General features: G+C 42.4%; 21 protein-coding genes. 12 read left to right on the top strand and 9 right to left on the bottom strand.

The genetic code is table 11. The features are described 5' to 3' along the window. The first annotated feature begins 114 nt into the window (after window positions 1-114). The 4 genes from lon (at window position 115) to AC19MX_RS08780 (ending at window position 6279) form a co-directional block, all read left to right on the top strand. Complete coding sequence (gene lon, locus AC19MX_RS08795) at window positions 115-2466, top strand: endopeptidase La (RefSeq protein WP_498297699.1); 2352 nt, start codon at window positions 115-117, stop codon at window positions 2464-2466. Between the two features lie 263 nt (window positions 2467-2729). Next, window positions 2730-3002, top strand: a complete 273-nt coding sequence (hupB, locus tag AC19MX_RS08790) for a nucleoid-associated protein HU-beta (RefSeq protein ID WP_160053351.1) — start codon at window positions 2730-2732, stop codon at window positions 3000-3002. Between the two features lie 220 nt (window positions 3003-3222). After that, on the top strand, window positions 3223-5100 hold the full coding sequence (locus AC19MX_RS08785; RefSeq protein WP_498297697.1) for a SurA N-terminal domain-containing protein: 1878 nt from the start codon (window positions 3223-3225) through the stop codon (window positions 5098-5100). A gap of 285 nt (window positions 5101-5385) precedes the next feature. Further along, a complete protein-coding gene (locus AC19MX_RS08780; protein WP_498297695.1) occupies window positions 5386-6279 on the top strand; it encodes an AraC family transcriptional regulator in 894 nt (297 codons plus the stop codon). A 357-nt stretch (window positions 6280-6636) separates the two neighbouring features. Here the strand turns inward: AC19MX_RS08780 and fabV are convergent, their stop codons facing one another. The 7 genes from fabV to pspF all read right to left on the bottom strand — a co-directional run bounded on the left by fabV (window position 6637) and on the right by pspF (window position 14410). Continuing rightward, the gene (fabV, locus tag AC19MX_RS08775; RefSeq protein ID WP_498297693.1) at window positions 6637-7839 is read right to left on the bottom strand and encodes an enoyl-ACP reductase FabV; all 1203 of its coding nucleotides are present in this window, start codon (window positions 7837-7839) and stop codon (window positions 6637-6639) included. Window positions 7840-7944: 105 nt separating this feature from the next. Then, a complete protein-coding gene (locus tag AC19MX_RS08770; RefSeq protein ID WP_432405231.1) occupies window positions 7945-8730 on the bottom strand; it encodes a peptide ABC transporter ATP-binding protein in 786 nt (261 codons plus the stop codon). Beyond that, the gene (locus AC19MX_RS08765) at window positions 8711-9718 is read right to left on the bottom strand and encodes an oligopeptide/dipeptide ABC transporter ATP-binding protein (protein WP_432405235.1); all 1008 of its coding nucleotides are present in this window, start codon (window positions 9716-9718) and stop codon (window positions 8711-8713) included. The genes AC19MX_RS08770 and AC19MX_RS08765 overlap by 20 nt, the downstream gene beginning before the upstream one ends. Window positions 9719-9721: 3 nt before the next feature. Next, the gene (locus AC19MX_RS08760) at window positions 9722-10612 is read right to left on the bottom strand and encodes an ABC transporter permease subunit (RefSeq protein ID WP_498297691.1); all 891 of its coding nucleotides are present in this window, start codon (window positions 10610-10612) and stop codon (window positions 9722-9724) included. After that, window positions 10599-11630, bottom strand: coding sequence for an ABC transporter permease subunit (locus AC19MX_RS08755; protein ID WP_432405241.1), 1032 nt, complete (start codon window positions 11628-11630; stop codon window positions 10599-10601). The genes AC19MX_RS08760 and AC19MX_RS08755 overlap by 14 nt, the downstream gene beginning before the upstream one ends. Then, entirely contained in the window at window positions 11631-13256 is a 1626-nt protein-coding gene (locus tag AC19MX_RS08750; RefSeq protein WP_498297689.1) for an ABC transporter substrate-binding protein, read from the bottom strand. 83 nt (window positions 13257-13339) lie between these two features. After that, window positions 13340-14410: a phage shock protein operon transcriptional activator gene (gene pspF, locus AC19MX_RS08745; RefSeq protein ID WP_498297688.1), complete on the bottom strand. Its 1071-nt coding sequence runs from the start codon at window positions 14408-14410 to the stop codon at window positions 13340-13342. Window positions 14411-14603: 193 nt separating this feature from the next. Between pspF and pspA the strand changes: the two genes are divergently transcribed. The 6 genes from pspA to AC19MX_RS08715 all read left to right on the top strand — a co-directional run bounded on the left by pspA (window position 14604) and on the right by AC19MX_RS08715 (window position 19040). After that, window positions 14604-15287 carry a phage shock protein PspA gene (pspA, locus tag AC19MX_RS08740; protein ID WP_498297686.1) on the top strand — a complete coding sequence of 228 codons (684 nt, stop codon included), beginning with the start codon at window positions 14604-14606 and terminating at the stop codon, window positions 15285-15287. Between the two features lie 20 nt (window positions 15288-15307). Then, complete coding sequence (gene pspB / locus AC19MX_RS08735) at window positions 15308-15547, top strand: envelope stress response membrane protein PspB (protein WP_188954824.1); 240 nt, start codon at window positions 15308-15310, stop codon at window positions 15545-15547. Continuing rightward, complete coding sequence (gene pspC / locus AC19MX_RS08730; RefSeq protein WP_498297684.1) at window positions 15534-15929, top strand: envelope stress response membrane protein PspC; 396 nt, start codon at window positions 15534-15536, stop codon at window positions 15927-15929. Before pspB ends, pspC begins: the two co-directional genes overlap by 14 nt. A 69-nt stretch (window positions 15930-15998) precedes the next feature. Beyond that, window positions 15999-17441 (top strand): YcjX family GTP-binding protein, encoded by a 1443-nt coding sequence (locus AC19MX_RS08725; protein WP_498297682.1) that lies wholly within the window; start codon window positions 15999-16001, stop codon window positions 17439-17441. 22 nt (window positions 17442-17463) lie between these two features. Further along, a complete protein-coding gene (locus AC19MX_RS08720; RefSeq protein ID WP_498297680.1) occupies window positions 17464-18552 on the top strand; it encodes a TIGR01620 family protein in 1089 nt (362 codons plus the stop codon). Between the two features lie 143 nt (window positions 18553-18695). Next, on the top strand, window positions 18696-19040 hold the full coding sequence (locus tag AC19MX_RS08715; protein ID WP_498297678.1) for a ComEA family DNA-binding protein: 345 nt from the start codon (window positions 18696-18698) through the stop codon (window positions 19038-19040). A 157-nt stretch (window positions 19041-19197) separates the two neighbouring features. Here the strand turns inward: AC19MX_RS08715 and AC19MX_RS08710 are convergent, their stop codons facing one another. Continuing rightward, window positions 19198-19935 carry a YciK family oxidoreductase gene (locus AC19MX_RS08710; RefSeq protein WP_498297676.1) on the bottom strand — a complete coding sequence of 246 codons (738 nt, stop codon included), beginning with the start codon at window positions 19933-19935 and terminating at the stop codon, window positions 19198-19200. Between the two features lie 259 nt (window positions 19936-20194). Here AC19MX_RS08710 and AC19MX_RS08705 point away from each other — a divergent pair, with 259 nt between their 5' ends. Both AC19MX_RS08705 and sohB read left to right on the top strand, forming a co-directional pair. After that, window positions 20195-22684 carry a VolA/Pla-1 family phospholipase gene (locus AC19MX_RS08705; protein WP_498297675.1) on the top strand — a complete coding sequence of 830 codons (2490 nt, stop codon included), beginning with the start codon at window positions 20195-20197 and terminating at the stop codon, window positions 22682-22684. A gap of 122 nt (window positions 22685-22806) precedes the next feature. Continuing rightward, window positions 22807-23817 (top strand): protease SohB, encoded by a 1011-nt coding sequence (sohB, locus tag AC19MX_RS08700; protein ID WP_432405276.1) that lies wholly within the window; start codon window positions 22807-22809, stop codon window positions 23815-23817. Window positions 23818-23896: 79 nt separating this feature from the next. Here sohB and AC19MX_RS08695 read toward each other — a convergent pair whose 3' ends face one another. Next, window positions 23897-24967 (bottom strand): DUF3083 family protein, encoded by a 1071-nt coding sequence (locus AC19MX_RS08695; protein WP_432405279.1) that lies wholly within the window; start codon window positions 24965-24967, stop codon window positions 23897-23899. Between the last annotated feature and the right edge of the window lie 8 nt (window positions 24968-24975).

The following is a 24975-nucleotide window of genomic DNA, read 5'->3' as shown; positions in this document are numbered from 1 at the left end:
AAATTGAAAAATAAGGAGTCCATAGGGCTCCTTTTTTCGTATTAACCATTGAAACTGACAACATCACCCCAATATACTCAATATTAAGTCTATTTCATTAAACGGAATCGAGCCATGACCCAAGAGCGTGAAGCGCATATCGAACTCCCCGTATTGCCACTGCGAGATGTGGTGGTTTACCCGCATATGGTAATTCCGCTATTCGTAGGACGGGAAAAATCCATTCGTTGCCTAGAATCGGCAATGGAACAAGACAAACAAATTTTACTGGTCGCTCAGCGTGATGCTGATCTTGACGAGCCAACCAAAGACGATATTTTTGATATTGGTACTGTAGCCTCAATTTTGCAGCTGCTTAAACTGCCTGACGGCACCGTAAAGGTGTTAGTTGAAGGTGGCCAACGCGCTAAAATCACTCGCTACACCCAAGAAGAAGAATTCTTTACCGCGACTGCTGAGTACCTTGAATCTCAAGCGTTGAGCGACAAAGAAGAAGAAGTTCTGGTTCGCAGTGCTATCGGTCAATTTGAAGGCTACATCAAGTTAAATAAAAAAATCCCTCCTGAAGTATTAACTTCATTGTCGGGAATTGATGAAGCCGCGCGTTTAGCTGATACCATGGCGGCGCACATGCCGTTAAAGCTTGAAGACAAGCAATCGGTATTAGAAATGATCAACGTCGGCGAACGTCTTGAATATTTAATGGCGATGATGGAATCGGAAATCGACTTGTTACAAGTTGAAAAACGTATCCGTACTCGTGTTAAAAAACAGATGGAAAAAAGTCAGCGCGAATACTATTTGAATGAGCAAATGAAAGCCATCCAAAAAGAATTAGGCGATATAGACGAAACCCATGACGAATTTGAAGTGCTGGCGCGCAAGATTGAAGAAGCTGGCATGCCAAGTGACGCCAAAGAGAAAGCCTCTGCCGAGTTAAATAAACTCAAAATGATGTCGCCAATGTCAGCCGAAGCCACTGTTGTGCGCAGTTACGTTGACTGGATGACATCAGTGCCATGGAAGCAACGCTCTAAAATTAAGCGTGATTTAGCCAAGGCCCAAGAAGTACTCGATGCTGACCATTACGGACTTGAAAAAGTCAAAGAGCGTATTCTTGAATATTTAGCCGTGCAAAGTCGCGTGAAACAACTTAAAGGCCCTATCTTGTGTTTAGTCGGACCTCCAGGTGTGGGTAAAACGTCACTGGGTCAATCTATCGCGAGAGCGACGGGGCGTAAGTACGTGCGCGTTGCATTAGGTGGCGTTCGTGATGAAGCTGAAATTCGTGGTCATCGCCGTACTTATATTGGCTCAATGCCAGGTAAAGTCATTCAAAAAATGGCCAAAGTGGGTGTTAAAAACCCATTGTTCTTACTCGATGAAATCGACAAGATGAGCTCAGATATGCGTGGCGATCCATCGTCAGCATTATTAGAAGTGCTCGATCCTGAACAGAATGCAACGTTCAACGATCATTACCTCGAAGTCGATTATGACTTATCCGATGTGATGTTTGTCGCTACGTCAAACTCAATGGATATTCCAGGCCCGTTACTTGACCGTATGGAAGTTATTCGTTTAGCGGGTTATACCGAAGATGAAAAACTCAATATTGCTAAACAACATTTATTGACTAAGCAAATTGAACGTAACGGTCTTAAAGCAAAAGAAATTAAGGTCGATGACAGCGCTATTTTAGGCATTATTCGCTATTACACTCGTGAAGCGGGTGTGCGTTCATTAGAGCGTGAATTATCGAAGATTTGTCGTAAAGTGGTTAAGCACATTTTGCTTGATAAAACTGTCAAAGTTGTTGAAGTTAATCAAGATAATTTAAAGTCATTCCTAGGTGTACAACGTTTTGATTTCGGTAAAGCTGAATCAAGCAACCAAATCGGTCAAGTAACCGGTCTGGCATGGACACAGGTTGGTGGTGACTTATTAACAATTGAAGCCACTTCAGTTGCCGGTAAAGGTAAACTCACTTATACCGGTTCGCTGGGCGATGTCATGAAAGAGTCGATTCAAGCGGCGATGACCGTCGTTCGTGCTCGAGCTGAAAACCTCGGTATTAACGGCGACTTTTATGAAAAACGTGATATTCATGTGCACGTACCTGAAGGTGCTACACCAAAAGACGGTCCTTCAGCGGGTGCGGCAATGTGTACTGCGTTAGTGTCTAGCTTAACGGGTAATCCAGTGCGCAGTGATGTTGCTATGACAGGTGAAATAACCTTGCGTGGTGAAGTGCTACCGATTGGCGGATTGAAAGAAAAGTTACTTGCAGCACATCGCGGCGGGATCAAACACGTGTTGATTCCTAAAGAAAATGAGCGCGACTTGGAAGAAATTCCAGCAAATGTGATTGCAGATTTAATCATTCATCCAGTGCGTTGGATTGACGAAGTATTGAAATTGGCGCTTGAGCGACCAGTTGAAGGCTTTGAAGTGGTTAAAAAATAGCTTATCAGTTAAAAAATTGCTGTAGAGCATAAAAAAAATGAAAAAAGGGGCTTAACAAAACGCTGACCTGTGGTAGCCTAGGTCTGTGGAGAGTCAGACGCACCAAGCCCTTGGGGCATCTGACTTTGAGCTGTATCCAATTTTATTTTTTTGGTTTTCATACTAGGTTTGATGTGTTATCAAACTTATTACAATAAAGCCTCCGCAGACCGCTCTAAACACGGATTTGGTTGCGGCGCGACAATAACATTCAAGGGGATGACATGAACAAATCTGAACTAATCGAGAAAATCGCATCTGGTGCTGATATTTCTAAAGCTGCTGCTGGCCGCGCACTAGATTCATTTATCGCTGCGGTAACTGAAGGTCTTAAAGAAGGCGATAAGATTTCTCTAGTTGGTTTTGGTACATTTGAAGTACGTCAACGTGCTGAACGTACTGGCCGTAACCCACAAACGGGTAAAGAAATTAAAATTGCTGCTGCGAACATTCCTGCGTTCAAAGCTGGCAAAGCGTTAAAAGACGCTGTTAACTAAATCGTTAGCAACGTAGCCTTTGTAAGGCATTCGTAATACAAGCACTGCTTAGGCGGTGCTTTTTACGAAAAGCAATATTGTTATGTATAGCATAACGAATATTGGGAGTATTGGGTCATACCCGTGGTAGCGTCTGATAACTCCATATAATTTACATTAAGGCGCATCCACAAGGTGATGCGCCTTTTTATTTTATTAATCGCAACAAGCGAGAATTCAGATGTTAGAAAAAATCCGTGAAGGCTCACAAGGGGTTGTTGCTAAAACAATTCTTGTGCTTGTGATACTTTCTTTTGCTTTTGCCGGTGTCAGTAGCTATTTAGGCTCTAACACAGGTGTACCTGCTGCAATCGTTAATGGTGAAGAAGTTAGCGCCAGTGAACTTGAAAATGCATTCCAAAATGAACGCTCACGCATTGAGCAACAGTTAGGCGAAATGTTTAATGCATTAGCCGCTGATGACAATTACATGAATGGCATTAAGAAAGGTGTACTAGACCGTTTAGTAGCTGATAAGTTAATTGATCAAGCTGCTAATAAATTAGGTTTACGTGTATCTGATGAGCAAATCAAAAAAGCCATTATTGAAGAGCCTGCTTTTCAAACTGATGGTAAATTTGATAATGACCGTTACCTTGCGGTACTGCGTCAGTTAGGTTATCAAACGACCAGTTTTAGAACCATGATGCGTATTGATATGACTCGCCGTCAGTTATTAAATGCATTAGTGGGCAGTGAGTTTGTGCTTGACGGTGAAGCTAAACAGCTTGCACAAGTTCAAGGTCAAACACGCGACATTCGTTATTTAGTGGTTGATTCTACACCTTTCTTATCGACTGTTTCAGTGTCTGACGAAGAAGCTCAAACCTATTATGATGCTAACGTCATTCAGTTTTTGAGCCCAGAACAAGTCAGCTTAGAGTATGTTGAACTTAACGCGACTGACATGGCTCAAAACAGCCAAACTTCAGACGAAGAAGTGAAAGCGTATTACGACGAGCATCAATCGCAATATCAAACAGCTGAAAAGCGTTTAGCTGCACATATATTTGTTGCTGCTACTGACGATGACAGTGCAGATAAAGCCAAAGCAGACGCGATTGCCGCTAAGCTTAATAACGGCGAAAATTTTGCTGATGTCGCGAAAGCCGATTCAGACGATAAATTAAGTGCAGAGCAAGGCGGTCAATTAGATTGGTTTGAACAAGGCGTAATGGATCCTGCTTTCGATGAAGCATTATTTGCCTTACAACAAGATCAAGTTTCACCAGTGGTTAAGAGTGAATTTGGTTATCACATCATTAAGTTACTTGATTTACAAGCAAGCCAAGCAACTGCATTTGCTGATGTAAAAGCAAAAATTGTTGCTCAGTTGCAAGAAAAGAAAGCCCTTGATGTGTTTTATGGCTTACAAAGTAAACTTGCTGATACCAGTTATGAAATTCCTGATACGTTAAGCGAAACTGCGCAAGCTGTTGGCGGTAAAGTACAAACTACCGCATTATTTTCGCGTGACAATGTTCCTGCGCAATTTAATAACCCTGAGTTCATTAAAGCTGCATTCTCTGACCAAGTGTTAGCCAGTGGCATGAACAGTGATGTGATTGAATTGGCTCCTAACCATGTGATTGTTATTCGTATGAAACAACACACTATGGCAGGTACTATGCCATTTGCTGATGTTAAATCTGGGATTAGCGATCGCTTAAAGCAAGACAAAGCTAATGAAACCGCCCGTGAAAAAGCGGCCGAATTTATGGCTCAGTTAAAAGCAGGTAACGACACGTTAAGCGGTGCAACATTAACAGCATTGCCAAAGCTAGGTCGTTTTAATCAAGATATTGATCAAGCTATTACCGATAAAGCCTTTAAGATTGCCGCTCCAGCAGCAAACAGTGTCACGATTGATACTGCTGCGTTAGCAACAGGTTATGCGGTTATTGTGGTTGATAAAGTGAATGAAGCTGAAGGGATTAATGACAACTTAATTAATACTCTTAAGCAACGTTTAGCGCCACAATACAGTGAAGCAGATTATCGTGCGGTCATCGCTACGCTTAAAGCTGATGCTGAAATTGAGTACCCAGTAGCTGATTAATTAAGTCGCTGCCATGAATACTTCAAAAAAGACCTAGGCTGCAAACCTAGGTCTTTTTGTTTTTAAAGTGATAACACCATGTCGTTCAGCTGAGGCGCAGGTTGAATTTGATCATTAACGCATTAGCGAATTAAGTAGTGTGGTAAACATTATTCGATCAAATTAAATAACCTCAACGTTTCGATATTGAGTCATGTTGAGTTGTTGATTATGTAAATAGAAGGGCATTCATTTAGTCGATTAATCGTCGATAATGGTATAAATTTAAAGACTAAGGAGATGGCAGTGAGCCATAGACTTGATAAAGCATTTGAACAAGCGCTCGCGTATGTCGATAAGCATATGCATGTTCCTGTAAACATCAGTGTTCTCGCTGAAATTTCCGGCATTGCTGAATCTCATTTTAGACATTTATTTCATGCGCTTTATCGTTTATCGATTGAACAATACGTAGATTTACTCAAGAGTTTACAGGCGGCGCATCAATTAGGTTTTGGTGAACAAATACCACTCGCAACGATTGCAACTAGTTTGGGTTATATTGATGAGACTCATTTTGTCCAATCTTTCACTGACAGCATTGGTCAAAGTCCACAATCATTTCAACACGCACCTGATTGGGGTAATTTCTTTTCTAAGCAACAACCTCTCAAATCATTTCAAGCACCTTCAGAAAACGATTTTCATTACTCCGTCACTGAAATCGCACTCGATCCGCTAGTATTAGCAATCATGAACCACACCGGTCACTTTAGTGATATCCCCGTTACTGTTCAGCGGTTTATACAATGGCGTCAACGTAATGCATTAGGCCCTAATGTTGGGCATACGTACAACTTGCTCTATAGCCATCCACAGGACAATCCTTACCACATGGGTATTGGTGTATCTCTCGACAGCGACAATTTCGTACGATTAGCCTCAAGCGGCTTAACAGATCCTGATATACAGACTAAAGTTATCCCAGCAGGTCGCTACGCTATGATGTTAGTGAGTAGCGATACTGCAGGTAACAACATCAACTCGTTATTACATGATGGCGTTAGTTATTTGTATCGCCAATGGCTTAATACCCATAATGTTGAATTACGTGATTTGCCGTTGATGTTCGAGCGCCTTGATGTGGTAGCGGCAGACGGGCAAGTGCAACATGTTAAAATTTATCTGCCGATACAATAGACTTTTAAAGTTGTTCGTTGAGTAAAATCATTGGAATGAGGTTATTGCTATAACTTATGGTTGGATGTTTTTCATTAACTCAGCGCAAATCCACACCATTGATACCTTACGTGCAGCAACCTTTGGGTTAAGCCATCTGGCTTAACCCTTTTTTATGGCTAATTAATTTCTAGACCGTGAATGTAACCCTTTGCTGTACAGGTTTACTTTCATTGTTAGGATTTGACGGCAAGCAAATATATTAAGAAGGATTAGCGACAGTAAGTTTCGTCACTATTTCAAATACAAAAAAGCCGCTATGCAGTGCATTGCGGCTTTTCGTTAAATGGTTTGAACTAACGAGATGCTAATTGAACGTTACAGTTCAATTACCTCAAATGTCACGTTAGGATCAACATCAGCTTCGTAATCGATACCATCAATACCAAAACCGAACAGTTTTAAAAACTCTTCTTTGTATTCATTGTAGTCCGTTAACTCGCTGAGGTTTTCAGTGGTCACTAGTGGCCATAAATCGCGGCAGTGTTGCTGAATATCTTCACGTAATTCCCAATCGTCTAAACGCAAACGGTTTTCGCTGTCTACGACAGGTGCTTGACCATCTTCACGGTATAAACGTTCGGTAAACAAACGGTAAATTTGCTCCATGCAGCCTTCGTGTAGGCCTTCTTGACGCATTTTTTTGAACACCATAGCAATGTACAGTGGCATGACTGGAATGGCAGAGCTGGCTTGAGTGACGACGCTTTTTAGCACCGCGACGTTAGCAGAACCACCTTTCGGAGCTAATTGGTTATTTAACGCATGTGCTGCGCGGTCTAAATCCATCTTGGCTTGCCCAAGTGCACCATGCCAGTAGATTGGCCAGGTTAGCTCAGTACCGATGTAGCTGTAAGCCACGGTTTTGCAGCCATCAGCTAATACGCCAGCATCGCTAAGCGCACTCATCCATAATTCCCAGTCTTGGCCACCCATTACGGTAATGGTGTCGGCAATTTCTTGCTCAGTTGCGGGTTCTACAGAAGTGTCGATAATAGTATTTTTATTGGTATCAACCGCCGTAGCAGTATACGTTTGACCAATAGGTTTAAGTGATGAGCGGATCACTTCACCTGTGTCTGGCAGTTTGCGAACCGGTGATGCTAATGAATATACCACCATGTCGATTTGGCCTAAATCTTGTTTGATTAGGTCAATAACTTGTTGTTTGGCTGCATGGCTAAAGGCGTCGCAATTGATGCTTTTGGAATATAAGCCTTCCGCTTTTGCAAATTTGTCGAATGCCGCTGTATTGTACCACCCAGCAGTACCTGGTTTGGTTTCTGAGCTTGGTTTTTCAAAAAACACACCGATAGTTGCTGCATCACTGCCAAATGCTGAGGCAATACGAGATGACAAGCCATATCCACTTGAAGAGCCCACTACAAGGACTTTTTTAGGGCCATGAGCAATTTTGCCTTTGGCTTTGGTGAGTTCAATTTGCTCTTTTACATTGGCTTCACAGCCAACAGGGTGAGTTGTTGTACAAATAAAGCCACGGATCTTAGGTTTAATAATCATATTTAGGTTTCTTCCTTTAACATTGGCTCTAGGATAAATAGTTCGACGCGTAAATGGCACTGATTTTTGCTAAAAAGCCTGTAAATGTACAGTGGTTGGAGCAGTTTAGCGTCGTTGCATAAATTGACTTTGCTCTTGAATAAGTCGTTGGGTGTATTCATGTTGAGGTGAGTTAAATAACGCTTCGGTGGTGGTTTTCTCTACCATAACGCCATTTTGTAACACCATGACTTTGTCGCTAACATGGCGGACAATATTGAGATTGTGCGACACGAAAATATACGACAAACCCATCTCTTTTTGTAACTTTAACAATAGGTTAATGATTTGCGACCGAACCGATAAATCCAGCGCGGTTAAGGCTTCATCGGCAATAATAATTTTCGGGTTGAGCATTAATGCCCGTGCAACGGCAACGCGCTGCTTTTGGCCTTCTGAAATCATATGCGGGTAAAAATCGGCATGCTCTGGCAGTAATCCTACTTTACGCAGGGTTTCAAACACTAAGGCTTTACGCTCGTTCGAATTCAGCGTGGTATTAAAACGTAAAGGCTCTTTAAGTAAATTACCTATTGATAAACGTGGATTGAGTGATGTGGTGGGATCTTGAAAAATCATCCTGATTAATCGGCATCGTTGTTTTTGGTTGCGTGTTTCTAACGCTTCACCTTCAAAAAAAATCTCACCGCCGCTGCGTCGTTCTGCACCCACTAAAATACGCGCTAGTGTACTCTTTCCTGAACCAACAGAACCCACAATCGCCATAGTTTCACCGCGTTCGAGTTCAAACGATACAGGCGCCAAAGCTTGATAGTATTGTGGTTTAAAACGTTTATAACCTGTGACGTATTGTTTGCACAAGTCGTTTACTTTAAGCAATGGCGTCGTCATCTTCTTGCTCACTTTGGTAAGGGAAATGGCAGGCAAAATAGCGCCCTTTAATGTGCTCAAGGTTTGGCTGTTTTACGCATTTACGCTGAGCTTCAGGGCAGCGTGGACCGAGTCGACATCCTGCAGGCAAGTGCTGCATCGACGGTGACGAACCTTGTAACGTTGGTAAGTCAGCTTTATGACGCATTTTTTGAGTATGATCAGGTAAGTTTTTTAACAGTGCTCGAGTGTAAGGATGAAAGGGCAATTCTGCCATTGCCGCAGCAGGCCCAGATTCCATTACCTGGCCACTGTATAAAATGGTCAGGTTATCACACCAGTTCACCATAATTTCAAGCTCGTGGCTCACCAGTAATATGGAGACATTTTGCAGTTGATTAAGTTGAGACAATAACCTGAAAATTTGTGCTTGAGTATTGAGTTCCATCGAGTTGGTCGGCTCATCAGCAATCAATAATTTAGGGTGATTTGCCACCGCCATTGCAATCATGACTTTTTGGCATTCGCCCTCTGACAACTCCCATGGATAACATTTCATCAGCTGTTTAGGTTTTTTGATGCCGACTTTATGTAACCATTTTTGTGCATTTAGATAGGTGTCGCGGCTACGACGCCAAAAAGGCACATTCTTATTGGGTATCATGGCTTCAATAATTTGACTGCCAATCGTTTTAACCGGATCCAAACTTCCGGATGGATCTTGGAAAATCATTGCGATGTCGCAACCCATTAAATTACGACGTTCTTTGGCGCTCATTTCAAGCAGGTTTTTACCGTCCCACATCATACGGTCGGCGATAATGTGCCAATTGGGACCCAATACACCTAAAATCGCTTTAGCAAATAAGCTGCGGCCAGAACCTGATTCACCCACTAAACCATGGATTTCACCTGGATTGATGGTCAGGCTCACCTTTTCAAGCACTTTAACGCGGCCTTGAGCGGTATCGAGTTCAATGGTGAGATTACGCACGTCGAGTAATGGCATAAGTTAGTTTCTTATTGGTGCAAGTGCTGAGCGTAAACCGTCACCCACTAAGTTTACCGATAATACAGTAAACAAAATGGCAACACCGGGAATGGTCACTGTCCATGGCGCGAGTAATAAGTTATCTAATCCCTGTGCCACCATCGCGCCCCATTCAGGACTCGGCGCTTGTGCGCCTAAGTTTAAAAAACCGAGTGCGGCAATATCTAATATGGCTGCAGAAATCGCCATCGTGACCTGAATAATTAATACATCCCACACGTTAGGCATAATCACATACCAAAATATTTGCAGGGAATTAGCACCGTCTAACCTTGCAGCGGTAACATACTCTTTTTGCAGTTCTTCATGGACGGCGAGATGAATGGCACGCACAAATTGCGGGATCATGGCAATCACCACTCCCCAAAACACATTATTTAACCCAGGCCCCATCACTGCGACCACCAAAATAGCCATTAATAATGACGGGATAGACAACAATGCATCGAGTAAGTGACTGAGTACGCTAGACTTGATACCGTGCATCATTCCCGACAACGAGCCAATAATAAAGCCAAAAAATAATGATACCGCCACAATTAATAACGACATGCCGAAGGTGAGTTGCACGCCATGTAAAATGCGGCTGAAAATATCACGACCTAGATCATCCGTTCCTAAAAAGTGTTCGACTTTACCGGCCGGATCCCAAGACGGTGGCAAGAGCAATACTAGTTGATCTTGAGTTTCTGCGGAGTAGGGCGCAATAATCGGGGCAAAAATGGTCAGCACCAGTAAAAATATTACCGCCCACAGACCGATTACCGCAAAAGGATTGGATGAAAAGCTTTGCCAAACCCGCCACATTGGCGAGTCGATATGGTCTTCATGATAGACTTTAATGCGAGGCATATAATTCCTTTCTACTCATCGGATTGATTGCGGTATGCATTAGGTCAATCAAAATACTTAAGAAAATAATTAACAGCGACACAGACAAAATGCCTGCTTGAATAACAGTATAATCCCGTTGATAAATCCCCGAAACTAACCAACTGCCAACGCCAGGCCATGAAAATATGACTTCGACAACAATACCGTAGCTGGCAAATGAGCCGAGCATTAAGCCAATGCTTTTTAATACCGGGATCAGTGCGTTAGGCATAGCATGGCGGACGAGGATTTTAAAAGTATGTAATCCCCGAGCTTCAGCCGCGCGAATATAGGTTTGATTCATGACATTAATCACCGCTTGTCGAGTGATGCGTACAACCAGGGTAAATGGCAACAGCGCTAAGGTGACGGCAGGTAATATCAAATGCAGAATAGCGTCATGAAAAGCAGGAATACGATAAGCGGACTCGGACATTAACGTGTCCACTAACATAAAGCCTGTCACGGGTTCGATTTCATATAATAAGTTAATTTGCCCTGAAATCGGTAGCCAACCTAGATTAACCCCAAACCACATTGACAATGTTAATCCAAGCCAAAAAACCGGAATGGAATATCCCGTTAATGTAAACGCTAAAATGCTGTGTTGCAGTGCTTTATTTCTACTTAAAGCGGCTATCACTCCTATAGGCACACCAAAAAATACAGCAATAAACCCAGAGAATAATGATAATTCAAAAGAGGCGGGTAACACCGATGCCAATTCGCCGGCCACAGTTTGTTGTGAGTTGCTCGAAATGCCTAAATTGCCCGACAATCGTTGCCGAAGATAAGCAGTAAATTGCAATAATACGTTATCGTTTAACTGATAATCGATGTCTATCTGACGTTGTTGCTCTGCAGAGGGATATTGGATCCCTGACAACGAATACGCTTTGCTGGCAGGGAACAAGCCCGTAGCAATAAACAGCACTGCTATCATCAACATCGATGTGGCAACAAACAGGGTGATGCGTCTAAAAAGATAACGCCACATTTATTCGTCTTCCTCTGATGTTTGTATCGCTTTAGCAAATGAGATCCCGCCGTATGGGCGAATTTGCATTGCGGTAATATTGTTCTTTTTCAGGACGACCTTCTTTGCATGAGCCAGCGTCACCATAGGGACTTGATCGCTAATAATGGCTTCGGCTGATTGATAAAATGCTTTGCGTTCTGGTTGCGACGTCACACTTTGCGCTTGAGCGAGTAAATGTTCAAAGTCTTTTTGACACCACCGAGAACGGTTATTGTTTGATGCCAATGCGGCACAACTGAGTAACGGAGTAAAAAAGTTATCTGGGTCACTGTTATCTGCATTCCATCCTATTAATACCGAATCGTAGTTTGAAGCAGAAAGCTTTTGAGTAAACACACTCCAATCATAGCTAATGATATTCAGCTTTACGCCGATCCGGGCGAGATCGGCTTGAATAAGTTCGGCGGTTTTTAATGCACTGGGGTTATAAATACGTGCAACGGGCATTGCCCAAACATTGATTGATAAATTATTAATCCCCGCTTCGCTCAATAACGCAATGGCTTTTTGTGGGTTGTATTCATTTGGTGATAAGTTTTGAGAGTAAGCCCACGATGCGGGAGGCAAAACGCCAGTGGCTTCAACTGCAGTATCGTTATACACCGCATCCAGAATATTACGCTTATCAATGGCATGTGCAAGAGCTCGTCTCACGCGGACATCATCGAGCGGCGGCTTTTGAGTATTAAAGGCCCAAAAAGAAACGTTTAAGCCTGGCTTTGCATCAATAATCACATCAGGGTGCTGCGCGACCACGGCGAGTTCACCCGCTTTAGGTAATGCTGATACGCTGCAGTCTCCGGTAATCAATTTTGCAATACGCGCGGTGCTTCTTGGGGTGATATCAAACACTAACTGATCAAGCTCTACCGTTGGGCCCCAGTAAACGGGATGCTTTTTATAGCGAATGTATTCATTTTTAACATATTGGTTAAGCTGAAAAGGGCCGGTACCAACGGCATAGTAATCAATGTCTTCTGGTTTCCCTTGAGATAACAATTGATAACCGTATTCGGCTGATAGTATGACTGCAAAATCGGTCGCCAAATTAGAGAGAAACGAGGCATCTTTACGGGTTAAGTGAAAAATTACCTGATGGTCATTGACCTTTTCAATGGACTCAATAAGTTCTGCAAATCCAATGCTTTGAAAAAATGGATAGCCAGTCCTACTGACTAAGTGATAGGGGTGTAAGGGATCAATAATGCGATTAAACGAAAAAAGTACATCGTCAGCATTAAAGTCTCTTGATGGCGTAAAACGACGTGTTTTATGAAAGCTCACATGCTCACGTAACGTAAACTGGTAACTTAAGCCATCTTCAGACATAAGCCACTCAGTAGCTAGGCCTGGAATGATATCGGCTTTAGCTTGGCTATAATTCACCAGTCGGCTATAAATTTGGTGTGAAGTGGCATCTATAGTGGTGCCAGAGGTCACTAATTGTGGGTTAAAGCTCTCAGGGTTACCTTCGCTGCAATACACCAAACCAGAAGGCAATTGTGCTTGTCCACATGCTGCCAGTAACGAACTGGTAAAACATAAGGAAATCAGCTGATACCAGCGTTTTACTATAACAGGCATGGTGTTATCATTTTTTATCGACTTTGAGTAAGCATTTTAACAGTGTTCATGTCAGTGGAGCAATCGCTGATGCATAAGTTCATTTACGACTTATCAAGTAAGTTGTATTTTTTGAGAATACCCCTTAGCTGGTGGTAGCTTAACCCTAGTAAATCCGCGGTTTTCTTTTGATTATATAGGCCTTCAGCCAGTGCGCGTTGTAATAAAGTCACTTCAGCATTTTCGGTGTATTCTTTGAAGTTTATCGGAAACTCAATGCTACTTTGCATTATTGCCACTTCGCTTTGTTCTGCATCCGCTTGCGGTTTGTCTATTACGGATTCGATTGGTTTTGCTTGACGTTCGCGAGTTTTTACTCGACTCAATGGGCGATAGGGGGACGCAAATGGGTCTAAAATAATGTGGTCAATCTCTTGGCCTTCAGAACCTTCTCGGTACACGCTGCGTTCAACCACATTTTTGAGCTCTCGGATATTACCCGGCCAATCGTGCATCATCAGTTGCTCAATGGCGATGGCGCCAAAACCGCCAAAATATTCAAGCCCGAGCTGCCTTGCCATACTAATCGCAAAATGTTCGGCTAGCGTCATAATGTCTTCGGTGCGGCTTCGAAGTGGCGGTAGGGTAATCACATCAAAGGCTAATCTGTCTAACAAGTCGGCTCTAAATTCGCCGGTTTCAGCAAGTGCTGGTAAATCTTCGTTCGCAGCACAGATGAGACGTACATCCGACTGTACGGTTTTACTGCCACCAACACGTTCAAATTCGCCGTACTCAATGACTCGCAAAAGTTTTTCTTGAATAAGCCCAGAGGTATTGGCTAATTCATCTAAAAACAATGTTCCACCATCGGCGCGCTCAAAGCGGCCTTCGTGTTTACCTTTGGCACCTGTAAATGCACCAGACTCATGGCCAAACAGTTCACTTTCGAGTAAGTTTTCACTTAATGATGAGCAATTAAGTTTTATAAAGCTTTGGTCCCATCGGGCAGATAAGTAATGCAAACGCTCTGCAATAAGCTCTTTACCGGTACCGCGCTCACCAATAATGAGCACCGGTTTTGATAAAGGCGCGACTTTAGACACATGTTCTAATACTTCGAGTAACGCATTAGATTGGCCGATGAGATTATCTTGTTGGTATTGTTTACTCACAGTTGGCTTACTCGCAAAATTGTTAGTGAATTAGACTAATAATTGGTGAAAATCATAATAGATGGCTTAGTTAATAAATGAAAGTAAAAGTTAAATATTTGTATAACTAGCTGATATTGTTATAGTTGAAAAAGTTGGCACGCAATGTGTAATACCTATTGCGACATCCACGTTACTTTTTGAGGAATACATTATGGGAATTTTCTCTCGCTTTGCAGATATCGTTAATTCAAATATCAGTGCAATACTAGATAAAGCCGAAGATCCAGAAAAAATGGTTCGCCTTATCATTCAAGAAATGGAAGACACGTTAGTAGAAGTACGTTCAACCTCTGCCAAAGTATTGGCTGAGAGAAAAGAACTGTTACGTCGCATTAGTCGTGTGCAAGAGCAAGTTCAAGATTGGCAGAACAAAGCTGAGTTAGCATTATCTAAAGATCGTGAAGACTTAGCAAAAGCCGCCTTAATTGAAAAGCAAAAAACCACGGGTTTATTGCAAACGCTTGAAATGGAGTTGCAAGTTGTTGAAGAACATATCACACGTTTAAAAGACGAAGTGGCACAACTGCAAGAGAAATTGAATGATGCCCGTGCTCGCCAAAAGACCATCATTATGCGTAAGCAAACTGCCACTTCACGCTTAGAAGTGAAAAAGCAGCTTGATTCAAGCAAAATTGATGATGCAATGATGAAGTTTGAGCAATACGAGCGTCGTGTTGAAGGCCTCGAAGCTCAAGTTGAATCATATGACTTAGGTAAAAAAGATTCACTTGCCGATGAGTTTGCCGCATTAGAAGCTGAAGATGCTGTTAACGATGAGTTAGCTGCACTGAAAGCAAAAGTAAACGCAAAATCACAACCTAAATCAAAAGCATAATAATTTTTCAGAGGTGAGTTATGGATATGGATCTTCTTGTAGCACCAATTATCATTTTCCTGGTTGTTGTTGCCCCCATTTGGTTGATTCTTCACTACCGCAGTAAGCGACAAGTGAGCCAAGGACTCACTGAGGAAGAATTCGGTCAGCTTAATGATCTTATTGCGAAAGCTGAAAAAATGAGCCATCGCATAGAAACCTTAGAAGCAATTTTAGATACTGATTCACCAGAGTGGAGGGCGAAACATGGGCACATCTAACGGTCGAACGTTATATCGCAATCCTAAAAGTGGTAAAATAGCGGGAGTGTGTTCAGGCATCGCGGATTACTTTAACTTTGAAACCTGGTTAGTGCGCGTGTTAGCAGTATCGATATTTCTGCTTGGCGGTACCGGTGTGGTGTTTGTTATTTATATTGCACTGTGGATGATATTAGATGTTAAACCACAGACATTAGAATATGACGAACAACACAAGGACATTGAAGTTAAAAAGAAGGTATGGCAAGCCGGTGAGCCTGCAAAACGTGCCTTATTTGATGTCAGCCGTCAGTTTAATGGACTGGAAACTCGATTGCAGCGACTAGAGAAACACGTTACGTCAGATAGCTTTGACTTAAAGCGGGAAATCAATAGTCTTTAATTACTCTAAATGGGCGGTTTACCGCCCTTGTTTTGTTATTACTCGTGATGTAAGGATCTGTTAGCCATTATGAGATTATTAGATCGTTCCTTGTTTAAAGTGACTCAAGCGGCTCAATCTATTGTGAACCGTAGTACAGATCGCCATGTTAGGCTTGCTGTTACGGGTTTATCTGGTGCCGGTAAAACGGCATTTATTAGTGGACTGGTCAATCAGCTGTTACATGCCGGTAAAGGCAATAAACATAACCCATTACCTTTGTGGCAAGTTGCCAGAGAAGATCGCTTAATTGGCGTACAGCGGGCGATGCAGCCAGACCTAGACATCGCCAGCTTTGATTACCAAGGCTCAATGAATGCATTAAACTCATCCCCGCCGCATTGGCCTGCATCAACGCGAACTATTACTGAATTACGCTTAGCAATAAAGTATCAACCTCAACAAGGCATATTGGCTAAATTAACTGACAGCGCCACATTATATGTCGATATAGTCGATTACCCTGGTGAATGGTTACTTGATTTGCCTATGCTCAAACATGACTTTACTCATTGGTGTTTATCGCAACAGCAAAATGTCACCAGTTTGAGTTGCTCTCCTTACTATGACGAATTTACTCAGGCGGTGAGCAAGTTAGATTTAGCTGAAGTCGCCGATGAACAACAACTTAAATATGTCGCCGATGTTTACCAAAACCTGCTCGTTGACTTAGTCCGTGAACAAGGTTTTTACCACGCCCAACCTGGACGGATGCTGTTACCAGGCGAATATGAGAACACGCCATTATTAGCCTTTTTCCCTTTATTGGATCTTAGCCCGTTGAATCATTCTGAACTGGCTTCAAGTCCTAATGACTCAAATTACCATGTCCTAAAGCGCCGTTATGAGCAATATGTTTCACAAGTGGTAAAACCTTTTTATCGCGATTACTTTTCACGTTTTGACCGCCAAGTGGTGCTGGTGGATTGCTTAAATGCATTAAACAAGGGGCAAGCGCAGTTTACTGATATGGGCCGTGCGTTAAACAGTATTATGGAAAGCTTTCAGTTTGGGCAATCAAGCTTAATTAAGCGTCTGTTTTCACCCCGTATTGATAAAGTATTATTTGCTGCAAGCCAGGTTGACCGGGTGACAAGAGACCAACAAAGTCATGTGCTTAGTTTACTCAACGCCATGCTGCAACAAAGCCAGCACTACGCCAATTTTGAAGGCGGCGAAGTTGAGACCATGGCCATCAGTGCGATTAAAGCAACGCAACATGGCATGGTCAATACAGGTAACGGCCAGCAAGAAGTGGTCAAAGGCACAGGCCTAGACGGCAAGCAAATAACGGTTTATCCCGGCGATGTGCCAATAACCTTGCCTGATGCCACATTTTGGCAACAACAGGGGTTTAACTTTAACGCCTTTTTACCTCCAAATATTAGCCATTTAAATGAAACTCATCCAACGTTTGAACATATTCGTCTAGATCATCTTTTAGAGTTTCTATTAGGCGATAAATTAACCTAGTTGCATGAGTGTGAGTATCTTTATGAATCAGACAAATAACGCTTCGGGACTTAAAAAATCGCAAGTCTTTACTGACGCTGAACTTATTAACGACGCAGAGGCAAGCAACACCGCTGAGCCTATTAAACCAACGCAATCATTCAATGACGTTGATTTTGTGTGCGAACAAGCTCTAGATGAACTGCCTGAGTCAATCTCTGACAGTATTGCCCCCAGCAAGCCTAAACGCTGGTCTAGGTTAGCCGTGTTATCGTTAATCAGTGTGGCTTTACTAGCTGTTGTGCAAACTGCAATTGGCCTATTGGAGTCATTCAATCAAAGCCCCTGGTTGTTTGGTTTTTATGCCTCCGTCTTGGCCATTGTGAGTCTATGGGCTGGGGTCGGGGTTGTTAAAGAATGGCGTAAATTGGTTAACCTTAAAAAAGTGGCCGATCACCAGGCTATTGCAGAGCGATTATCGCAAAGTATGCAAATGGGAGAAGCTAATAAATTTATTGCACCTATTTTAGCAAAATACCCCAATACTGAGGCAAAGCAGCATTACATTAAGGCCAGTAATAAAGAGCATAATGATGCTGAGATTGTCATGCTGTTTGATCAAATAGTGCTTAGTGAACGTGATTTGTTAGCGAAAAAAAGAGTCAATCGATTTGCCGCTGAGTCGGCATTATTACTCGCTGCAAGTCCGTTGGCCGCGTTAGATATGGCCATCATTTTGTGGCGAAATCAAAAGATGATTAATGAAGTGGCTGCTATTTATGGCATTGAATTAGGCTATTGGAGTCGGATTAAGCTTATCCGTAGCATCATTATCAATGTGATTTACGCGGGCAGTACTGAAGTGATTACCGATCTCGGCACACAATTATTATCTGTTGAAATGACCGGTAAATTATCCACTCGGATAGCGCAGGGACTGGGCGGTGGCTTGCTCACAGCAAGGCTAGGCTACCAGGCCATGAGTTTATGTCGTCCTATTGCTTTTAAAGCTAAAAACAAGCCCAAGCTAACTCAAGTTCACCAGCATTTATTGGGTGAATTAAGTCAATTTACCTCGTCGATAATGACCAAGACAAAAACCAAAACGACAGAAAAAGTTAATAATCAGTGATAGCGAATTGTGTTTTTTATGTACAACTCATCATTGTTGACTACAGTTAGTGTCGATTTAGAAACAGCATAGCGTTCTGAATCTTCGCGCTGGCTTATGGAGTAGGGAACATGCCAGCAATTTAAGGAAACAAGGAGACTCTAATGAAGTCATCATTGACATTAACTGCGGTATTTATGTGCTTATGTTGTTTTTTCAGCACCTCATCTTTTGCCGCCGACTCAGCCAAAACCAAAGTTGCCGCTGAAACATCCAAAAAAGTAACCAAAACCGTTGACAAAAACACGGCTAAATTAGCCTGTGTTAATGTAAATAAAGCCAGTGTCACCGAGCTACAATCGCTTAAGGGCATAGGTCAAGCTAAGGCGCAAGCTATTGTCGATTATCGAGCTAAAAATGGTAAGTTTAAAGATTTACAGCAATTGACTATGGTAAAAGGTGTCGGCGAGAAATTAGTCGGTCAAAATGCGAATAAAATCAGCTTTTAAGCTAGCCAGTTGAAGTTAGCCAATTGAAGTTAGTATAGATGTAGTAAAATTAATAATAAAAATGGAAGCCTTGGCTTCCATTTTTTTGTTCAATAAATGTCGCTGGACTATTTGAGTACAGCTCATTCAGTTGAGTCGATTAAATGCTACAGACTCATTATTGCGCGTTCAATGCCTGGCCGTTAGTGCCAATAGATTCATCACCCATTAAAAACAGATAAGTCGGCATAATTTGCAGCGCCGTTTTTAATGTTTGTGGATCTTCTGCTGGGTATGCTTTAGCGCGCATTTCCGTGCGAGTCGCACCTGGGTTAATGGTATTAACACGTACATGTGTTTCATCACATTCATCAGCTAACACTTGCATCATGCCTTCGGTCGCAAATTTAGAGAAAGCATATGGTCCCCAGTAAGCACGACCTTTACGGCCAACACTGCTAGAAGTAAAGATAATGGATGCATGTGGTGCTTTACGCATTATCGGTAATAACGCTTTGGTCATAATAGCCTGAGCCGTTACATTGACTTTCATTATGGTCTCTAACGAAGCAAGATCAATGTGTTCAAACGGGCCTAATGCACCGAGTTGTGAGGCATTGTGTAATAACCCATCTAAGTGACCAAATTGCTCTGCTATGGTTTCAGCCATGTCGATGTAGTTCTGCTCTGTTGCCCCTTTTAAATCAAGTGGCACAATAGCAGGGGTCGGATAACCTGCATTAATGATTTCGTCGTACACTTTTTCAAGTTTTTTAACGGTTTTACCCAGTAAAATAACGGTCGCGCCGTGCTTAGCAAATTCAATCGCGGCTGCCTGGCCAATTCCGTCTCCAGCACCAGTAACCAAGATAGTTTTATTATTAAGTAAATCTTTTGCAGCTTGATATTCCAACATGATTAATTAATTCCTCTAAGCGCAATCGCCCGTCAAATCTAGAACCGAATAAAAAATAAACGACCGTTTGAAACAAATGATTGATAATTGTATGCGAATAGGTCATTTGCATGTAACAAACTTGTAGCTAACTCTATAATTTTGCGTTAACTTGAGAATAGTTAAGGACTAACATAAGTCCTTTTGGTCGCATGATTGGACTATTGTGACCAATTCTTGGGGAAAACAAAATTATTAAAACAAGATTTGGGGAAAAAAGATGAAAAGACTCATTTTGGGTGTTGCAATAACATCTGCTCTCGGTTTGACGGCATGTGGCGGTGATAGTTTTAACGAAGCAAAAGAAAAAGCTGAACCATTAGTGCCTCTGTCGTACGTTCAGTTTGATCCAGCTAATGGCAAACTGCCGCTACCTAACGATTTACTGTTTAGTGGTACTACAGATGGTACCTTGTCTATCCCGGGTGAAACCGGTGTCGATTACACCAATCCTTCAATCGCACTTGGTGCATTAGATGGATGGTCAACTAGCTCACCAATTTCAATAACTATGGAGCTAGCAAACGATCTACAGGGTAATGCACTCACCATTGATGCTGCATCGGTATTTCAGCCAGGTGCTGTTCGCGTTTTTGAAGCCACAGTAGGAGGTTCGCTTTCTACCGATCCTGAATGTACTTCACAAGCATCAGTATCAGCTTGTAAAGTGGGTGAAGAATTAACCTTTGGTGTTGATTTTATCACTAAAGCATCAGGTAGCAGTGTGGTGATTGTGCCACTTAAGCCTTTAAAACCCATTCAATCATATTTATATGTGGCAACAGACTTAATTCAGGATTCGTTAGGTCGCAGTATTGCGCCTTCTACAACATATAACTTACTTAAGTTAGACATTGAAACAAAGCCGCTAGAAACTGCTGCTCAATTACAATTACAAGGCTTAGTTAATAGCTATGAAAAAGGCGTTGCTGCTGAGCACGGTGTTGATTCTGAAAACATTATTTTCTCAGGCTTATTTACTACGCAGTCGATAACCAATGTTTATGAGACGGCTAAGTTGTTAATGGCGTCTAGCGACCCATATAAACCTGCTTTTACTCAAACGCCAACTCCAGCGGGTTACACTGCTGCTCAGGCGTTAGGATTAACTTCAGCCAGTGGTGTTGCATACGTATTAGCTGATATGGCTGATGTGTATAAAGCTGAAATTAAAGTGCCATTTTATGGTAACTGTTCTTCTGCTAGTTGTGTGATTCCGGTTGTCGATGGTGCGCCAACCGCGCCAAATGGTCGCTGGTTTGCTCAGGGTGACAGCCCTGTATCAGTGTTATTGGCATTACAAGCTGGCACGTTAAGCCAAACCAACTTTTTTACTCAAGCATCTGAGCAAGGTGTTGATGCACAAGCTGCGTTAGCGAATCCTGCATTACTTGCCGGTAAACAGTGGAAATTGGATGATGGCACTGCAGCGGATAAAACCAAGCACTTAACGCGTCTTAATCCTATCCCTGCAATTAAAGGGTATGAAACGATTCCGGTGCAAATTACCTTGCCAAATGCAGCCAAACTTGCAGCATTTACAACCGCTCAAGGTGGCACATTTGTTCCACCAACAAGTGGCTGGCCAACAACGATTACCATGCACGGTTTAGGTGGCGGTAAAGAAATGAACCTAGCCTATGCAGGTACTTATGCTGCGGCCGGTATCGCGACGATTTCAATCGATATGCCACTGCACGGTGAGCGCTCATTTGAGATTGGCAATGGTGGCGCTTATGAAATATCTGCAACGGCACCTGCATTTGGTAACTTAATTGGTAAACCTGATGCATTTACTAATGGTAATCCACTCGTGTTTGTTAACATTGCCAGTACCTTAACTGTGCGTGATAACTTCCGCCAGGCAACGCTAGATCATTTAGCATTGCGTTTATTATTAGAGGGTATGGCAGGACAATTAGCGGCTGCTAACCAACCACAAGTGTTTGATGTCTCTAAAATCAGTGCTCAAGGTTTAAGCTTAGGCGGTATTGTCGGTACAACTTTCTCGACATACGCCAGTACTGGTTTGAGAGACCCGTCTACAGGTGCGTCATTAGGTAACCCTTATGCCATTAATGCAGCGTCACTAGTGGCTCCAGCGGGTGGTTTAGCAGGTTCATTTGCTGGCTCTGCTGCATTTGGTCCACAATTGTTTGCTAACGTAACGGCGTCTAGCACGTTTGCTGCGCTATTAACGGCTGCTAACACTGCAGGTTATGAAGAAGGTACTGCTGAGTACGAAGCATTAGTACAGGCTGTTTATGCTGGGTTTATTCCATCATTTGCACTGGCTGTACAAACTGCCATTGATTCAGCGGATCCATTAAACCATGCTGGTATGTTAGCTGCGACAGAGATCCCGGTTCATTTAATCGAAATCGCGGGCGATGATGCTAATAACTTACCTGACCAAACCTTACCGAACAGTGTGGCTAATTTCCCACTATCAGGTACAGAGCCATTAATTGCCGCTATCGGTTTAGATTGCGTAGATGCAACTATGCCAGGTTCAGGTGCGGTGCGTTTCTCTAAAGGTCACCACAGTTCAATTGTTAGCCCTAGTGAAGTACCAGGTGTTACCGATGGTATGGCTGCTGCGGCAACGGCTGAAATGCAAGCTCAGGTTGCTGGCTTTGCTAAGAGTGCAGGCGCTGGACAAGCCACTATTGTGGTATCAAACAGTGATGTGATTAAAAGCTGTAACTAATCGTTACTAATTAGTCGCCGTTTTGACTTAAAACCCAGCAAATTGCTGGGTTTTTTATTCTCTATTTATCGGTAATTACTGATAAAATGTCGGCAGACTGTTTTTCCTTTGTGGAGTGAAATTTGGAATTTTTATATGAATACGGCTTATTTTTAGCTAAAGCCGTGACGATTGTGATAGCAATAATGGCTGTAGTGGTATTGGTGTTAGCCAGTAGCATGAAAAACAAAGCTGAAAAAGGTGAATTACGCCTGACCGATATTTCAGATGAGCTATTGCAACTTAAGCATCAGTTGAAAGAAGAGTTGTTGTCTAAAAAGCAATTTAAAGCTTATGAAAAACAGGTTAAGGCTGATGAAAAAGCCGCTGATAAAGCAGATGTCACCAAGGGTAAAGTCTTTGTTATCGATTTTAAAGGCAGTATCGATGCGGGTGAGGTTGCCTCACTGCGTGAAGAAGTCACAGCTATTTTAACCATTGCCGATAAAGATGATGAAGTGTTGGTGAATGTAGAAAGTGGCGGCGGCATGGTGCATGGCTATGGCCTTGCTTCAAGCCAATTAGACCGTTTACGTCAAGCCAATATCCCATTATCGATTTGTATCGATAAAGTGGCTGCGAGCGGTGGCTATATGATGGCTTGTGTGGCCAATAAAGTGTATGCGGCTCCCTTTGCGATTGTCGGTTCTATTGGCGTTGTGGCGCAAGTGCCGAACTTTAACCGTTTGCTTAAAAAGCATGATATTGATTACGAACAACATACTGCGGGCGACTTTAAGCGCACCTTAACTATCTTTGGTGAAAATACCGATGAAGGCCGCGCCAAGTTTCAACAAGAGCTTGAAGAAACCCACGTGTTATTTAAAGAGTTTGTTGGCCGCTACCGTCCAGAAATGGACATTGCTAAGGTGGCCACAGGCGAGCATTGGTATGGTCAACAAGCGATTGATTTAGGGTTGATTGATGAGATTTCAACTAGCGATGATGTTATTTTAAACTTAGTCAAAACACACCAAGTGATTAAAATTCGATATCAGATGAAGAAAAAGCTGGCCGATAAAATTGCCCATGGTGCTTCGTTATCGGTTAACGCCGTGATGAACAAATTGGTTGAACGTAATCAATCAGTATAAGTGTAAAGAATGATAAAAAAAACGACAGCCTTGGCTGTCGTTTTTGTTTTAGATAAGCATAACAATCAATATGACATCATTACTGAGCTTTATAACTGATGTGCTGGTGGAAGCGTAAAATCACATCGACATGTTCTTTATCAATATCAAAATCTTGAGTAAACATGCGTAATGCATCTTCTACTTGATTCATAAAGCGGCCATAGCCTTCATCGGTTTCGTCACTCTTACCAGCAACAATCACAAAGCGGAAAACATCGACGAGCTTATTGCTGTCCCAGTGGCCAATCGGTTCTGGAGATTGGGCGTGAGGGTCAAAACCAATCATTTGAAACTCATCAGTGCTGGTGAGCTGCTCGTACTTACTGTTACGCACTAGCGGCAACTTGCCATTAGCCACCATCGCGACGCGCTTTAGTTGCTTACTTTGGGTTGCTTGGATAAATTTGTCATAAACCGTTTGATAAACAGCACCAAAATCGACCGTGTCATTAGCCAACAATTGCTTTTTAATTCGGCGATCGACAGGAATGTTAATGGTGACGTAGTTCAATGTACTGACGTTTTCAGGTAATTCACAGTGACGACGTTGATAACGGCTATCTACCGCACGTAACTTATAGCCATAAGTTTCTTTTAGGCCCTTTGCTTTAGCAAAAAAGTCATAAGAGATATGCTGGTGGTCGCGAATTTTAATCGGTACATCTTTCACGGGTAACAGCGGCTTGAGTTCGGCAATAAATTGCTGGATTTTAGTGTGAAAACTGGCAGCGTTGCTGCGTAAGTCATCACCTGTCGCTAAAAAGACAATACGTAATTTACGCGCTCTAAAGCCTGGCGTGCTGTGAAGGCGATTCGCTTCATGATGCGCAGGATTATAAAAGAAACGCAGTTGTTCATTTGAACTTAAACAATATGCTTCGCTGTGAAAGCGCACCATAGGTAATTTATCTGTGGTAACCACATGCACATTATACAGCTCTTGTTTTTCAGCGAGTTGGTATACTAGTTTACTGAATTCATCGTAACAAGTTTCTAAACTACTGTAGGCATTAAGGTATTCATCAGTTAAAGGAAAGCCGATAGTGATGTACTGGTTTTTACGGGTCGCACTAGGTAAATATACTTTTTTTTGACGACTGACGGACATGTTATTTC

It is taken from the genome of Shewanella sp. MF05956, assembly GCF_059758055.1.
The sequence above is the reverse complement of the archived record's forward strand: the minus strand, read 5'-3'. Positions and strand labels throughout refer to the sequence as shown.

What these genes read in the sequence shown, in the direction of transcription:
- lon (WP_498297699.1), top strand. Translation starts at nt 115, where the DNA reads ATGACCCAAGAGCGTGAAGCGCATATCGAACTCCCCGTATTGCCACTG.
- hupB (WP_160053351.1), top strand. Translation starts at nt 2,730, where the DNA reads ATGAACAAATCTGAACTAATCGAGAAAATCGCATCTGGTGCTGATATT.
- AC19MX_RS08785 (WP_498297697.1), top strand. Translation starts at nt 3,223, where the DNA reads ATGTTAGAAAAAATCCGTGAAGGCTCACAAGGGGTTGTTGCTAAAACA.
- fabV (WP_498297693.1), bottom strand. Translation starts at nt 7,839, where the DNA reads ATGATTATTAAACCTAAGATCCGTGGCTTTATTTGTACAACAACTCAC.
- AC19MX_RS08770 (WP_432405231.1), bottom strand. Translation starts at nt 8,730, where the DNA reads ATGACGACGCCATTGCTTAAAGTAAACGACTTGTGCAAACAATACGTC.
- AC19MX_RS08765 (WP_432405235.1), bottom strand. Translation starts at nt 9,718, where the DNA reads ATGCCATTACTCGACGTGCGTAATCTCACCATTGAACTCGATACCGCT.
- AC19MX_RS08760 (WP_498297691.1), bottom strand. Translation starts at nt 10,612, where the DNA reads ATGCCTCGCATTAAAGTCTATCATGAAGACCATATCGACTCGCCAATG.
- AC19MX_RS08755 (WP_432405241.1), bottom strand. Translation starts at nt 11,630, where the DNA reads ATGTGGCGTTATCTTTTTAGACGCATCACCCTGTTTGTTGCCACATCG.
- AC19MX_RS08750 (WP_498297689.1), bottom strand. Translation starts at nt 13,256, where the DNA reads ATGCCTGTTATAGTAAAACGCTGGTATCAGCTGATTTCCTTATGTTTT.
- pspA (WP_498297686.1), top strand. Translation starts at nt 14,604, where the DNA reads ATGGGAATTTTCTCTCGCTTTGCAGATATCGTTAATTCAAATATCAGT.
- pspB (WP_188954824.1), top strand. Translation starts at nt 15,308, where the DNA reads ATGGATATGGATCTTCTTGTAGCACCAATTATCATTTTCCTGGTTGTT.
- pspC (WP_498297684.1), top strand. Translation starts at nt 15,534, where the DNA reads ATGGGCACATCTAACGGTCGAACGTTATATCGCAATCCTAAAAGTGGT.
- AC19MX_RS08725 (WP_498297682.1), top strand. Translation starts at nt 15,999, where the DNA reads ATGAGATTATTAGATCGTTCCTTGTTTAAAGTGACTCAAGCGGCTCAA.
- AC19MX_RS08720 (WP_498297680.1), top strand. Translation starts at nt 17,464, where the DNA reads ATGAATCAGACAAATAACGCTTCGGGACTTAAAAAATCGCAAGTCTTT.
- AC19MX_RS08715 (WP_498297678.1), top strand. Translation starts at nt 18,696, where the DNA reads ATGAAGTCATCATTGACATTAACTGCGGTATTTATGTGCTTATGTTGT.
- AC19MX_RS08710 (WP_498297676.1), bottom strand. Translation starts at nt 19,935, where the DNA reads ATGTTGGAATATCAAGCTGCAAAAGATTTACTTAATAATAAAACTATC.
- AC19MX_RS08705 (WP_498297675.1), top strand. Translation starts at nt 20,195, where the DNA reads ATGAAAAGACTCATTTTGGGTGTTGCAATAACATCTGCTCTCGGTTTG.
- AC19MX_RS08695 (WP_432405279.1), bottom strand. Translation starts at nt 24,967, where the DNA reads ATGTCCGTCAGTCGTCAAAAAAAAGTATATTTACCTAGTGCGACCCGT.